This is a genomic window from Streptomyces sp. LaBMicrA B280, from assembly GCF_049222185.1.
GTDB classification, from domain to species: Bacteria; Actinomycetota; Actinomycetes; order Streptomycetales; family Streptomycetaceae; genus Streptomyces; species Streptomyces murinus.
In genome coordinates, this window is record NZ_JBMJCT010000001.1 from 281714 (window position 1) to 294556 (window position 12843).

The 12843-nt window shown below is 71.6% G+C and carries 14 protein-coding genes; 3 read left to right on the top strand and 11 right to left on the bottom strand.

All coding sequences use genetic code 11. The annotated features are described in order from the left end of the window. Position 1 precedes the first annotated feature (1 nt). From ACLF5H_RS01245 to ACLF5H_RS01285, 9 genes are all read right to left on the bottom strand, one after another. On the bottom strand, positions 2 to 847 hold the full coding sequence (locus ACLF5H_RS01245) for a CAP domain-containing protein (RefSeq protein ID WP_421674199.1): 846 nt from the start codon (positions 845 to 847) through the stop codon (positions 2 to 4). A 402-nt stretch (positions 848 to 1249) separates the two neighbouring features. Then, on the bottom strand, positions 1250 to 1546 hold the full coding sequence (locus ACLF5H_RS01250) for a hypothetical protein (RefSeq protein WP_421674200.1): 297 nt from the start codon (positions 1544 to 1546) through the stop codon (positions 1250 to 1252). A 100-nt stretch (positions 1547 to 1646) separates the two neighbouring features. Next, positions 1647 to 1943, bottom strand: coding sequence for a Dabb family protein (locus ACLF5H_RS01255; RefSeq protein ID WP_128792349.1), 297 nt, complete (start codon positions 1941 to 1943; stop codon positions 1647 to 1649). Between the two features lie 10 nt (positions 1944 to 1953). After that, entirely contained in the window at positions 1954 to 2925 is a 972-nt protein-coding gene (locus ACLF5H_RS01260) for a branched-chain amino acid transaminase (protein ID WP_421674201.1), read from the bottom strand. Continuing rightward, on the bottom strand, positions 2922 to 4343 hold the full coding sequence (locus ACLF5H_RS01265) for a phenylacetate--CoA ligase family protein (RefSeq protein WP_421674202.1): 1422 nt from the start codon (positions 4341 to 4343) through the stop codon (positions 2922 to 2924). The genes ACLF5H_RS01260 and ACLF5H_RS01265 overlap by 4 nt, the downstream gene beginning before the upstream one ends. A 59-nt stretch (positions 4344 to 4402) precedes the next feature. Then, the gene (locus ACLF5H_RS01270) at positions 4403 to 4696 is read right to left on the bottom strand and encodes a DUF1330 domain-containing protein (RefSeq protein ID WP_421674203.1); all 294 of its coding nucleotides are present in this window, start codon (positions 4694 to 4696) and stop codon (positions 4403 to 4405) included. A gap of 29 nt (positions 4697 to 4725) precedes the next feature. Then, complete coding sequence (locus ACLF5H_RS01275) at positions 4726 to 5547, bottom strand: PhzF family phenazine biosynthesis protein (RefSeq protein ID WP_421674204.1); 822 nt, start codon at positions 5545 to 5547, stop codon at positions 4726 to 4728. Next, entirely contained in the window at positions 5534 to 6499 is a 966-nt protein-coding gene (locus ACLF5H_RS01280; RefSeq protein WP_421674205.1) for an ornithine cyclodeaminase family protein, read from the bottom strand. Before ACLF5H_RS01280 ends, ACLF5H_RS01275 begins: the two co-directional genes overlap by 14 nt. After that, positions 6486 to 7136, bottom strand: a complete 651-nt coding sequence (locus tag ACLF5H_RS01285) for a prephenate dehydratase domain-containing protein (RefSeq protein ID WP_421674206.1) — start codon at positions 7134 to 7136, stop codon at positions 6486 to 6488. Before ACLF5H_RS01285 ends, ACLF5H_RS01280 begins: the two co-directional genes overlap by 14 nt. A gap of 196 nt (positions 7137 to 7332) precedes the next feature. Between ACLF5H_RS01285 and ACLF5H_RS01290 the strand changes: the two genes are divergently transcribed. Beyond that, on the top strand, positions 7333 to 7728 hold the full coding sequence (locus tag ACLF5H_RS01290; RefSeq protein ID WP_421674207.1) for a hypothetical protein: 396 nt from the start codon (positions 7333 to 7335) through the stop codon (positions 7726 to 7728). A 224-nt stretch (positions 7729 to 7952) separates the two neighbouring features. Then, positions 7953 to 8120: a hypothetical protein gene (locus ACLF5H_RS01295; protein ID WP_421674208.1), complete on the top strand. Its 168-nt coding sequence runs from the start codon at positions 7953 to 7955 to the stop codon at positions 8118 to 8120. Between the two features lie 44 nt (positions 8121 to 8164). Here the strand turns inward: ACLF5H_RS01295 and ACLF5H_RS01300 are convergent, their stop codons facing one another. Then, positions 8165 to 11194 carry a BTAD domain-containing putative transcriptional regulator gene (locus ACLF5H_RS01300; protein WP_421674209.1) on the bottom strand — a complete coding sequence of 1010 codons (3030 nt, stop codon included), beginning with the start codon at positions 11192 to 11194 and terminating at the stop codon, positions 8165 to 8167. 233 nt (positions 11195 to 11427) lie between these two features. Here ACLF5H_RS01300 and ACLF5H_RS01305 point away from each other — a divergent pair, with 233 nt between their 5' ends. Further along, entirely contained in the window at positions 11428 to 11640 is a 213-nt protein-coding gene (locus ACLF5H_RS01305; RefSeq protein WP_421674210.1) for an MbtH family protein, read from the top strand. 118 nt (positions 11641 to 11758) lie between these two features. On the opposite strand, the gene ACLF5H_RS01310 is transcribed toward ACLF5H_RS01305, so the two are convergent. After that, positions 11759 to 12691, bottom strand: coding sequence for an ornithine carbamoyltransferase (locus tag ACLF5H_RS01310; RefSeq protein ID WP_421674211.1), 933 nt, complete (start codon positions 12689 to 12691; stop codon positions 11759 to 11761). Positions 12692 to 12843 lie beyond the last annotated feature (152 nt).

Sequence of the window (12843 nt, forward strand, 5' to 3'; positions counted from 1 at the left end):
GCTACCGGGCCGTGCCGAAGTCCTGTGTCCAGTAGCTGTCGGGCTGCGCGAGTCCGACACCGATCTCCTGGTAGCCGCAGTTGAGGATGTTGGCCCGGTGGCCGGGGCTGGACATCCAGCCCGCCATGACCTCGGCGGCGGTCGAGTAGCCGTACGCGACGTTCTCGCCGTACGCGCTCCAGGTGTACCCCGCCTGTGTGATGCGGGTGCCCGGGTCGGAGCCGTCGGAGCCGGTGTGCGACATGTTCTGGTGGGCGGCCATGTCCGCGCTGTGCTCCTGCGCGGCCTTGGTGAGCTTCGCGTCGAGGGTCAGCGGTCGGCAACCGGCCTTCGCGCGCTCGGCGTTGACCAGCCGCACGATCTGCGCGGTGACGCCGGACGCGGTGTCGGCGGACGCGGTGTCGGCGGACGGCGTGGCCGTGGCCGGGGCGCTCGACGCGGCGGGGGCGGGCGCCGGAGCGTCGGTCTGCTCGGCCGGGGCGGCCGGGGGCGTGCTGCCCTGCTGTGCGGCGGCCGTCTGGGGCGCCGCGGTGGTGAGCGGGGCGCCGGGGGCCTTCGGGAGAGGGCGGGGGTGATGGTGGTGCGCCCGCTGCTTCGGTATCGCCTGGGACATGCCGGGCTGCTGGGGTATCGCGGTCTGCCCGGCCGTGGCCGTGGCCGTCTCCGTGGGCGCGGGGGTGTCCGCCAGACCGAGAGCGGTGGCGCCGGTGGCGGCTGCGCTCCGGTCCGTGGTGCCGGACGGCCAGTCCGTACAGGCCAGGGCGACGGACGGTACGCCCACCGTGCCGACCGCGACGGCGCCGATGACCATGCGCCGGAAATGCTGCGTCTTGCGATGCTTGCCCATTGTGTGAACCTCGCTCGGTGATCGCCGAGCGCCCAGTCTCAGCACGCGCCGGAGGAGACCGCAACGAGCCCTCCTACTACCCGGCCTCGTAGCCGCGCGGGCCTCTTGTCAGACGCCCGCGAAGATGCCGACTTCGCGATCGCGACGTTCGCTGAAGCCTGGCGGGCCGTCAAGAGCGTGGTGACGGGGGTGATGAGGGAGCGGCTGTGCGGCCTCTGGGATCGGCCGCCTCCGGAGCGGCTTGCCGCGACACCAAGGCGGACAAATCCCATATGTCGTCAGACGGTCACCTACTACCCGGGGGGCTCAGTTGCCGTTTCCCTGTGAGGGTTGTCACGCGGGGACCGGCCGCCCGGCACCCGCCCCGGGGAGCGGCTGATCCCGCTCGTGAACGAATTGCCGCTATCCGGCGTCCGCGCCCGCCATACGCGCCGCGTCGTTGGACCTGACCACCGCGACACCGGTGGCCATGACGGCCGCGCGCACCGAGCCCAGGGCCTCGCGCAGCAGTCGCACGCGGTCGTGCTGGCCGGGGGAGGGGGTGACCGCGCCCGCCCGGGTCAGCATCAGTCCGGCCTCCAGCACCGCGACCTGGGCCTCCACCAGGGGATCGCGGCGTTCGGCGGTGGTCAGGAGGGCGTCCAGGGCCTCCTCGACGAGGGTGGCGGGACTGCCGTTCGGGGGAACGATCGTCGTCATGTCGGGATCCTCGGGTAGGGGTCGTGGGACCGGAGGGCGAGGTGCGGTGGGCGCGGGCCGGATCGGTCATTCGCCGATCCGGCCCGTCGAGGGGTGGCTCTCAGGCGACGGCGAAATCCGCGACCACCCAGGTGGCGATCTCCTTCCACAGCTCGACGCCGCGGACGTGATCGGGGTGGGTCAGATAGCGGTCGACCGCTCCCCGGTCGGCGAACGTGCCGATCAGGGCGAAGTCGTAGGCGACGGGCCGCTCGGTCATGTTGCGCCCGAACTCCCAGCCGAGGATCTCCTCGATGTGGTCCGGGTGGCCCGCGGTGGCCGCCTCGGCGGCCCGTGCGCGCGCGTCGGACCAGTCGACCTCGGGCCGGAAGCGGAAGAGGACGGTGTGACGGATCATCGGTTCCTCCTCAGAGCAGGACGGGGGTGGCGTGGACCGGCGTCAGCCAGCCGTGGTCGTCATGGGGGTCCCGGCCGCGGACGGACCGGTCGTAGGCGGCCATCACCGTGCGGGTGATGTGGCCCGGGGCGCCGGAGCCCACCGGCCGGCCGTCCAGGGCGGTGACGGGGACGATCTCGCAGCCGGTGCCGGTCAGGAAGATCTCGTCCGCCGTGTGCAGCTCCGACCTCAGGACCGTGCGCCGCTCGGCCTCGATGCCGGTCGCCCGGCGCAGCAGCGAGATCACCGAGTCCCTGGTGATGCCCTCCAGGATGTCGGAGTCCTGGGCCGGGGTGGCGACCCGCCCGGCCCGGACCAGGAAGATGTTGGCCGTGCTGGCCTCGGCGACATGACCGGCCTGGTTGAGGAAGATCGCGTCGTCGTAGCCGGCCGCCGTCGCCTCGTCGGTGGCCAGCGCGTTGTTGGCGTACGCGCCGGTGATCTTCGCGCGGGCGGGGAGCGAGCTGTCCGGGATCCGCCGCCACGAGGAGATCCCGCAGCTGATCCCGTCCTTCGGCACATAACTGCCCATGGGCAGGCTGACGATGGTCAGCGCGGAGGACACCCCCTGGAGCCGGACACCGAACGGCACCCCCGGCTCCAGGGCCGTCTTGTAGGCGAGCGGTCTGAGGTAGGCGTCACCGGTGTGCCCGTTGCGGCGCAGCAACTCGGCGCAGATCTCTACCAGTTCGGCGGCGCTGTGGCCGATCGCGATGCGCAGCAGGCGCGCCGATCCGATCATCCGGGTGAAGTGGTCGTGGGCCCGGTAGAGATGGGCGTCGCCCGAGTCGGTGGCGTAGGCGCGGATGCCCTCGAAGACACCGGTGCCGTACTGGAGCGCCTGCAGGCTGGGGCTGAGCCGTACGTCGGCGGCGGGCACGAAGGCGCCGTCGTGGAAGACCCATCGGCCCGCGCCCGGGGCGGCGGTGCGTCCGGCGCTCATCGTGCCTCCCTGCGGCGGGCGATGGCCAGGGCCGCCTCGTGCTCGGGGTCCGACGCCGTGCGCAGGTCCCGCACCCGGGCCGCCTTCCAGCTGACCATGGCGCCCGTCGTGGTGATCGCGCCCAGCCGGGTGTGCCGGACGGTCAGCGGGCAGCCCCAGGCGTCCGCGGCCGCCGTGACGAGCGACGCGTGGGCGTCGCGCGCGGCGGCCGGGTCGGGCAGGTCGAGGTCGACGGCGAGCACATCGACGTCCGCCGCCCGGTCGATGGTGATGTGGTAGTCGCGGCAGCCCGGCGCCCGGGACAGGACGAGGTCCTCCAGCTCGTAGGCCGTGACCGTGTGCCCGTTGAGGTCGATGCGGTCGCGCACCCGGCCCAGCGGCGTCAGGACCTGTGCGGGGGAGCCGTCGTCGGCGGCCGGTTCCAGCCGTACCAGGTCGCCGGTGCGGTAGCGCACCAGCGGCTTGGCGCCCTGGTACAGATGGGTGATGACCAGCTCGCCCGTCCGCACCCGCTGCGCGTCCGGCGCCACGAGTTCCCCGGTGCCGGGGTCGATCACCTCGTAGTAGACGTTCAACGGCACGGTCCGCAGCCGCCCGTCGGGATGCGCGGCGGCGACGATGGACGACTCCTGCGAGGCGTACATGCAGCTGTACGCGCGGGCGTTCCAGATGGTGCCGAGGTTCTCCAGCAGCTTCGGGGTGACCAGCTCGCCCACGAACATCAGCAGCCGCAGATCGAAGTCGGCCGCCGGGTCGAGGCCCGCCTTCCGGGCCTCCTTGGCCAGCGACATCGCCATGCCGGGCGTGCAGAAGACGGCCGTGACCCGTAGTTCGCGGAGCATGTGCAGGGCGCGCTCGAATCCCACGACCGGGGAGTGCGGCCACATCTTGACGACCGCGTGCCCGAGATTGCGGCACACCTCGCCGAACGTGTCGCCCGTGGAGTGCAGTTCGGTCGGGCCCAGCACGGCCACGACGTGCTGGTCGCCGTGCTGCTCGAAGATGTCCCGGTAGGCCACCGTGAGGGCGGTGTTGTTGACGATGGAGTCGGTGTTGTCGCGGGGGCACGGGGTGGCGGGGCCCGTGGTGCCGGTGGTCTCGTAGAACACCCAGGACTCGCTCACCGGCCTGGAGAGCATGTCGTAGCGCTGGTCCCGGAGGTCCTGCTTCGTGGTGAAGGGCACGGTGCGGGCGAACTCGGCGGCGTCCAGGCCCTCGATCGCCGCGTCCGTCAGGCCCGCCAGCCGTTCGGCGTAGAAGGGCGAGCGTTTGCGCACATAGCGCAGGCTCTCCCGGAGGTTCTCGAACTGGTGGGCCGACAGGCGCTCGCCGTCCCACAACCCGGCGTGGAATTCCCGCTGTCGGGCGACCGAGCGGCGGGCGAGGGCGTCGAGCTCGTCGTCGAAGATGGTGAACACGTGAGGTGAAACCTTCCTGAATCCCTGCGTGGACAAGCCGGATCGGCAGGTGTTCGTCGTCAGTCGCCGCTCTCCAGGAGGACCAGCTCGGTCCGCACGCTGCCGGTCCGGAGCGCGGCGATGTCCTGGTACTCGGGGGATGCGAGCCAGGCGTGGACGGCGGCACCGTCCGGGAACTCCATGAGGGTGAGGTGGACCGGGAGCCAGCCGCCCTCCAGGACGTCCACCTTCCCCCCTCTGACCAGGAAGCGCCCGCCGTACTGGGCCACCGTGGCGCCCACCAGGCGGCGGTACTCGGCCAGTTCGTCGCTGGTCTCCAGCGTGGTGACGTTCCCTATGACGTACGCGGGCATGCTCTGTCCTCCGCTTCCTTCCTGTTCGTCTACGGGATCGAGGCGCCGGCCGTGATGGTGACCGCGGTGCCGCCCAGCAGCACGTGGTCGTCCAGGACGGTGACGTGGACCGTGCCGCCGCGCCGGGACATCTGGTAGCCCCACAGCTCCGCGCGCCCCAGCCGCTCGGCCCAGTACGGGCCCAGGCAGCAGTGGGCGGAGCCGGTGACCGGGTCCTCGTCGACGCCGTACGCCGGTGCGAAGAACCGGGAGACGAAGTCGAACTCGGAGTGCGAGCCGCCCGGCGCGGTGACCATCACCCCGCGGGTCGGGACACCGGCGAGGGCGGCGAAGTCGGGCTTGAGGTCGGCCACCACCTCCGCGTCGGCGACCTCCACCAGGTAGTCGAACCTGTTGCGGCCGGTCCACACCGGATCCACGCCCAGCGCCTCGCACAGCCCGGCCGGCGGCTCGGTCGCCACCGCGCGTTCCGCCGGGAAGCGCATGACGATCTCCCGCTGCTCGCGGCTGACCGTGAGCAGTCCGCTGCGGGTGTGGAAGTCGATCTCCCGCTCCCGGAAGCCGCGTTGCCACAGGACATGGGCGCTGGCCAGGGTCGCGTGGCCGCAGAGGTCGACCTCCTTGGCCGGGGTGAACCAGCGCAGTTCGTAGCCCTCGTCGCGGGCGGTGACGAACGCCGTCTCGGAGAGGTTCATCTCCCGGGCGAGGGCCTGCATCCAGCCCTCGTCCCGGGGCTCGTCCAGCAGGCACACCGCGGCCGGGTTGCCGGTGAACGGGCGCTTGGCGAACGCGTCGACGACGAAGACCTTGGTGGCCCGCAGCGTGGACGGCCGCGTCTCAGACAGCAACACCGATGCCGCCCTTCCGCGCCCGCGCCGCGATCGAGAATCCGGAGGCGACGTCCTCGACGGCCAGGCCCAGGGACTTGAACAAGGTGATCTCCTTTGGCTCGGTGCGTCCTTCGACGGTGCCGAGGAGCACTTCTCCGATCTCGCCCCTGATGTCCTTCTCGTCCATCAGGCCCGCGTCGATCGGGTCGCAGATGTCACTGGACTCGTTCAGGGCGGACTCCCGGCTGTCCACGTAGACCGCGCAGTCGGCGACGGCGGCGGGGGCCAGCTCCCGGGCACCGCGCACGGACGCGCCGACCGCGTTCACATGGGCGCCGGGGCTCAGCAGGCCCGCCGGGATCAGCGGGACGCGCGAGGCGGTCGTGGTGCACACCAGGTCCGCGCCGCGTACGGCCGCCTCGGGGGTGGCGGCGACCTCGACGTCCACGCCCCGGGTACCGGCCCAGTCCCGGAAGTCCCGGGCCCGCTCGGCGGTGCGCGACCAGACCCGGACCCGGTGGACGTCCCGGACCAGCCGGACGGCCTCCAGATGGGTGCGGGCCTGGGTGCCCGAGCCGAGGATCGCCAGATCGCCCGCGTCCGCACGGGCCAGTTCCCGGGTGGCGACGGCGGAGACCGCGGCGGTGCGGATCGCGGTGACCGCGCCGCCGTCGAGGACGGCCGAGAGTTCACCGGTCTCCGGGTCGAAAACGGTGACCATGCCGATATGCGTACTCAGTCCGCGGGCTTCGTTCCCGGGATTGTGCATGATGGCCTTGAAACCGTATCCGAGGCCCTCCGCATGGCACGGCATCATCGCGAAGACACCGTCTTCGGAAGGCGGCGCGAGAATCGAACGGAGCGGTTGCGTCACCTTTCCCGAGGAAAACGCGCGCAGCGCCTGTGCCATCACCGAGATCGCCTCGGTCATCGGGTAGGAGGCGCGGACCGCCTCTCCATCAAGTATGAGCATGGGTGATCCTCCCCGCTTCCGCGGTGTCGTCGGGGACGACGAATATCTCGCCGTTCAGCGTGAATACGGACCACAGCATCCTGATGAACCGCTGCCGGGAGATGAATTCCAGGCCGTGGGCCTCGGCCGCCGGTGCGGTCGTGAGCGCCAGGTCCGTGACACCGTCCCGGACCGCCTGGGCGGCCGTGCTGGTCGACGTGACCTGAAGGATCTCCCGGTCGGTGAAGTGGCTCGGCAGCAGCTCGTCCACCAGCGGGCGGGGCGCCGGGTGGGTGGCGACCACCGGCCGGTCAGGAACCGCCTCCCCGGGCAGCGCCGCGATGCCGTAGTGGGGGGTGTCCATCACGAACACACCGGCGAGGGACAGCCGGGTGTCCATGTAGAACTCGCTGATGCCGCTGTAGGCGTTGGCCACCACCAGGTAGTCCGCGTCCTGCTTGAGCACCGCCTCGGCGGCGTCCTCGTACGTCCGGTGCAGTGCTATGTTCCGGCTGTTCGGGACATCGCCCTCAAGGCTCTGCCAGACGATTCCTGCGGCGACTTCGCTACTGGTCCCGGCGGGTCCCAGCGTGGCTACCCCCGGACTTCCGCCATGGGCGGCGAAAGACGGTGTCAGCCAATTTACCATCTGCCTCATCGTTGCGTTCCTCCATTGGTTTCAGGAAGCCGAGCGGGCGAGCAGTGGGAATACGAGGACGCTAACTCGCCGGGCCGGGGAGTTTCCATGAATCCGGCCAAGCACCCCGGTAACTGCCGATGAAAGCTGCCTCTTGACGACTCGACCGGCAAAGCAGTGGCATGGAGCGCGTCGGTTATCTGTGAAGGAGCGATTCGTGAACCATTTCCCGGACCCGCCGCCGGTGACGGAACGGCTCAGCCGTGCCCTGCGGGACCTGTCGGCCGTCGAGCGATGGGCCGCGCACACCGGGACCGGCGCGGAGGAGACCTGGGAGGGGCCCCGGTTCGGGGTCGCCACGGAGTCCTGCGACGGCATGCACGAGGTCGTCGGCATCACCTGGAGCGCACCGGCCGGAGCCGGCCCGCGCGGTGAGCCCGCCGAGGCGGACCGCGTCGTACTGCACTCGTCGGTCAGGGCCCTGCTCGACATGGCGGAGCACGAGAGCGGACCGGCGCACACGGAGGTCGTCCTCACCCGCCGGGGCCCGCGCGTGCTGTCGTGCCGACTCGGCGACACGACCGTGACGGTCACCGGAGCGGGCAGGGACTGACCCGATACCGGCTCAGCCGCACCACCCGCCCGGTCCTGCCCCACCCCCCTCTCCCACCCCAGGGGCCCTTCCCGCCCCAACCTCCCGAATCGGCTTCCGCCCCTGGTCAGAGGCCGTTTCCGCGCGTTACCCATGGGCGGTAACGGAGCGGGATCCTCGCGGGAATGGCCGTCGCCATATTCGAGGTGTCGGAAAGACCGAAGACACTTCAGGGGGCGGAAATCATGGCTCGCAAGCTCACCGACTCGATCCGGATCGTCGTGGCCGTGGTGGCGCTGGCGCTGGGCGCCGCGGCGGTCGAAGCAGGCCACACGGACGCGCAGCGGCACGGCCGGCACGTGACGGCCGAGGACAAGGGACCGACCGTCACCACCCCGGTCGCGGGCGCGTAGTTCCCGGACCGCCGGCGATCCGGCGGTCGGCTCCGCAAGGGCGGTCAGGTGCGCCGGGCGTTCGGGGGGATGCCCATCGCCGAGAACAGTTCCTCGGCCTGCGCCGCGTGCTCGGCCGCCCATGGTTCGTCGCCCAGTGCCGCCGCCGCGCCCGCCAGGCCGGCCAGGGCATAGGCCTCCTCGACCCGGTGGCCGACGGAGGACGCCAGTTCATGTGCGCTGCTGTGCAGGGCGAGGGCGGAGGCGTACTCCTGCTTCCGCCGCAGCACCCGGCCGATCACATTCTCCAGCTTCGCCTGGCGCAGCGGCGAGGAACCCGCCTGGGCGAGGGCCAGGGCGCGGTCCGCGAAACCGGACGACTCATTGGGCCGGTCCAGGCGCTGGGCGATGTCGGCCGACAGCGCCAGCGTCATCGCGACATGGCCCTGGTCCATGGACTCGTCGCACAACTGGCGGGCGAGGGCGAGGGTTTCATCGGCCGCCGCGTAGTCACCGAGGCCGGTCTGCGCCAGGGCCAGATCGGTGAGGGCCACCAACTTGCCGCCCTGGCGCCCCAGTCGCTCGGCGAGTTCCATCGCGCGCAGCGCCGCCTCGGCGGCCTCCTGATACTTGCCCCACTGCTCGTACAGGGCGCTCAGGGCGGTGAGGCTCTCGGCCTCGGCGCGGGGCGACTCGAGTTCGCGCTCGCAGGTGATCGCCCACTGGAGGTGGACGAGCGCCTCGGGGAAGCGGCCCAGCAGGCTCTTGTACAGGCCGAGGGTGCTCTCGGTGTGCGCCTGGGTGTGCCGGTCGCCCAGCCGGGCGGCGACGTCCCGGCCCTCCTCGGCGACCCTGACGCCCTCCTCGTAGCGGCCGAGCTTCCAGCAGGCGACGCCCAGGTTGGACAGGCTGACGCCGAGCAGGTCCAGGTCGCCCAGGCGCCGGGCCGCCGTGACCGCGAGGCGGCACAGCTCCGCGAACTCCTGGAGATGGCCGCGCGCGTTGAGGTGGAAGACGAGATTGCGGGCCAGGCACACCGCGTGCCGGTCATGCCCGGACCGCTCGGCCAGGGTGACCAGGGACAGCAGCCCGGGGTGCTCGCGGGAGAACCAGACCTGCGCCAGCTTCTCGTGGGTGAGGTCGGGCAGCTCCGCCGTCGACGGCGGTATTCCGGTGGGCCGGCGCCGGCGTCCGGGGAACAGCACCTCGCAGGCCGCCTCGGTGGCCGTCAGGTAGTAGTCGAGCAGCCGCTCCACCGCGGCCCCGTCGTCCTGTGCGGTCGGCTCGCCGCGCAGACTCCGGACGAAGCTGCGCACCAGGTCGTGCATGGTGTACAGGCCGATCTCCGGTTGCAGCACCAGATGGACGTCGAGGAGCCGCTCCAGGGTGTCCTCGGCGATCCGGACGTCCATGCCGAGCAGGGCGGCCGCCGAGTAGACATCGATGTCCCCGCCGGGGTGCAGGGCGAGGGTGCGGAAGGCGGTCCGGGAGTCCTTGTCCAGGGCCTGGTACGACAGTCGCAGGGTCGCGGCGATGCTGCGCTCGCCCAGGCTGAGTTCGTCCAGCCGCCGGGTCTCGTCCCGCAGCCGCTCGACCAGGTACGCCAGGGTCCAGCGCGGGCGGTTGCGCAGCCGCGCGGTCGCGATGCGCAGCGCGAGCGGCAGATACCCGCACAGCCGGGCCAGTTCGGCGGCGGCCTCGGGCTCCGCGGACACCCGCTGTCGGCCGAGGATGTCCTCGATCAGGGTGGCGCTCTCCGCGGGGGACATCAGCCCGATGGAGATCCAGTCGGCTCCGTCGAGGTCCACCAGCCGGGCCCGGCTGGTGACGAGGAGGAGGCAGTCCGGCGAGGCGGGCAGCAGATGCAGGATCGTTCCGGCTTCGGTGGCGTTGTCGACGAGGAGCAGGACCCGCTTGCCTCTCAGGGTGGCCCGCCACAGGGCCGCGCGCCCGGCGTCGTCCTCGGGCAGCTGCTGTCCGGGGCCCGGTACGCCCATGGTGCGCAGCAGGGAGGCGAGGGCGGCGCCGGTGGTGACGGGCTGCTCGCCCGGGGTGTAGCCGCGCAGATCGATATGGATCTGGCCGTCCGGATAGTCCCCGGCGAGCCGGTGCGCGGCCCGTACCGCCAAAGTGGTCTTCCCGCTGCCGCCCATGCCGTCGATGGCGACGATCCGGGTGGCCCGGCCGTCCTCGTGACGCGCGTAGCCCAGTAATTCCTGGAGCTCGCGGTCGCGGCCGGTGAAGTCGGCGAGGTCGTGCGGGAGGGTGGCGGGCGCCTTGATCTCGGGGGCGGCCGGCAGGGGGGCGGGGGCTTCCCAGGACTTCGGGGCGGCGGCGAGTTCGGGGCTCTCCCGCAGAATTCCCTCGTGCAGCCTGGTCAGTTCGGGGCCGGGGTCGATGCCCAGTTCCTCGCCGAGGAGCCGCCGGACCTCGGCGTACTCCTCCAGGGCGGCGGCCTGGCGGCCCGACCGGTACAGCGCGAGCATCAACTGGCCGCGCAGGGTCTCGCGCAACGGGTTCTGGTGCACGAGCTGGCGCAGGTCCACGACGAGTTCGGCGGACTCGCCGAGGCCGAGCCGCAGATCGAAGAGCTGCTCGGCGGCGGCCAGCCGACGCTCCTCCAGCATGACCGAGGCGCGCTCGATGACCGGGGTGCCCTCGCCGGAGAGCAGGGGACCGCGCCACAGGGCCAGGGTGGCCTGGAGCGCGTCGACGGCCCGTGCGGGGTTCTCGGCGGCCAGCGCCTCCTTGGCGGTGCGCAGCCGGGCGTCGAACTCGGCCAGGTCCAGCTGGCTCTCGGTGACCACGACGCGGTAACCGGGTCCCTCGGTCACCAGGGTCTCGCTGCCGCCGGGTATGCGTCGGCGCAGATCGGCGACGGCTTTGCGAACCTGGTGGGGGGCGGTCGCGGGCGGGTCCTCGTCCCAGACGGCCTCGACGAGCCGGGAGACGGGGAGCATCCTGCCGGACTCCAGCAACAGCATGAGGAGTACGCGTTCCTGGATCGCCCCGCCCAGACGGAGTTTGCTGCCGCCCTCCCAGACCTCCAGCGCACCCAGCAGGTTGAACCTCAGTGGCCCCCCACCACCTGCCACCTTGGATCCCCTCACCGGTCGGAGTTCATGGATCTCGCTGTCCGTATGATCATATGTCGTCCGTGTAATGGACGGTAGTGTGGTGTGGACCAGTCGCGCCGCGCGACGAGGGCGAGAACACCACCGCCGATCTGCCTGTCATTCTGCCCGCCCTTTGCCTGAACGGCCCGTAGTTTGGGGCCGGAAAACGCAGGCGCGGGTAATGCGCCGTCGCTTCAGCGAAGGTGGGAATTGTGGCAACCAACCCTTTTGAGGATCCGGAAGGCCGCTACGTCGTACTCGCCAACGACGAGGGCCAGCACTCCCTCTGGCCGGTCGGCATCGAGCGGCCGGCGGGCTGGAGCCTGGTGCGGGACGAGGGCACGAAGCAGGAGTGCGCCGAGTACATCGAGGCCAACTGGACCGATCTGCGCCCCAAGTCGGCCGTCGCGGCCATGGGCGGCTGAGCCCGCACCCTCCGCGCGGGGCACGCGCAGAGCGGTGGGGGGGGGGGGGGGGGGGGGGGGGGGGGGTCCCCCCCCCTTTCCCCCCCCCCCCCCCACCGCTCTCTTCCGGTCGTTCCGGTCAGATCCGGTCGTCCGCCCCGACGACGCACCACTCCAGCACCGCCATCGCGGCCGTCATCTTGTGGTGCGCCTGGCGCCAGGCGCGGCTCCGCTCCCCGTCGAGGACCTCGTCGGTGACCTCCTGGCCGCGCACGGCGGGCAGGTCGTGCAGGAACACGGTGTCCGGACCGGCGAACCGGTCGAAGAACCCCTGGTCGATGCGGAATCCCTCGAAGTCGGCCAGCCAGTCGGGGTTCGCCTTGGGGACGCCCATCGTCTGCCAGCGGCTCGTGTACACGGCGTCCACCGGACCCGTCACCTCGTCGGCCGAGGTGACCTGCTCGACCAGCGCCTGTCCTTCGCTGAGCTTGCCGACCAGGTCGAGGGTCTCCCGCGGCACCTCGTACCCCTTCGGGCAGAGCAGGGTCAGCCGCAGCCCGGGGGTGAGCGCCGCGGCCAGCGCGAGCGCGGCACCCGAGCTGTTCCCCTCGCCCACGCACAGCACATGCCGGCCCGCCAGGTCACCGAACAGCTCGGTGAGCGTGGCCAGGTCGGCGATGGCCTGCGTCGGATGCTCGTCCAGGGTCAGGGCGTTGACCACGGCGAGCTTCGGGCTGCTGCCCAGCCGCCGTATCTCCGCCATGTCCCCGTTGGTGCGCACGACCAGCGCGTCCAGGTACTCGCCCAGCACCCGGGCCGTGTCCTCCAGGGTTTCCCCCGTGCTGATCTGCAGTTCGTCGGGCCCGAACGTGATGACGTCCGCGCCCAGCCGGCTCGCGCCGCTCCAGAACGAGGTACGGGTACGGGTCGAGGACTTGCGGAAGTAGACACCGACCCGGCGCCCGGCGAGCGGGCGTTCGCCGCTGTCACCGCGGCCGAAGACGACGGCGCGCCGGACGATGCGGTCGAGTTCCTCGGAGGTCAGGTCGGCGAGCGAGATGAGATTGCGCATGGCGGAGTGTCATCACCTTTCATGGACTGCTTCGTGGATTGCTTCATGGACTGCTTCGCGAACTGTGTGCATTTCAAGGGGACTTGGCGGGCGCGGCGGGCCGCCCTGCCGGGTCCGGGGTGCGTGAGCGGCGGCGGGCGCCGGTCACGCCG

Coding starts and splice junctions, on each gene's coding strand:
- ACLF5H_RS01245 (WP_421674199.1), bottom strand. CDS start 847: ATGGGCAAGCATCGCAAGACGCAGCATTTCCGGCGCATGGTCATCGGC.
- ACLF5H_RS01250 (WP_421674200.1), bottom strand. CDS start 1,546: ATGACGACGATCGTTCCCCCGAACGGCAGTCCCGCCACCCTCGTCGAG.
- ACLF5H_RS01255 (WP_128792349.1), bottom strand. CDS start 1,943: ATGATCCGTCACACCGTCCTCTTCCGCTTCCGGCCCGAGGTCGACTGG.
- ACLF5H_RS01260 (WP_421674201.1), bottom strand. CDS start 2,925: ATGAGCGCCGGACGCACCGCCGCCCCGGGCGCGGGCCGATGGGTCTTC.
- ACLF5H_RS01270 (WP_421674203.1), bottom strand. CDS start 4,696: ATGCCCGCGTACGTCATAGGGAACGTCACCACGCTGGAGACCAGCGAC.
- ACLF5H_RS01280 (WP_421674205.1), bottom strand. CDS start 6,499: ATGCTCATACTTGATGGAGAGGCGGTCCGCGCCTCCTACCCGATGACC.
- ACLF5H_RS01285 (WP_421674206.1), bottom strand. CDS start 7,136: ATGAGGCAGATGGTAAATTGGCTGACACCGTCTTTCGCCGCCCATGGC.
- ACLF5H_RS01295 (WP_421674208.1), top strand. CDS start 7,953: ATGGCTCGCAAGCTCACCGACTCGATCCGGATCGTCGTGGCCGTGGTG.
- ACLF5H_RS01310 (WP_421674211.1), bottom strand. CDS start 12,691: ATGCGCAATCTCATCTCGCTCGCCGACCTGACCTCCGAGGAACTCGAC.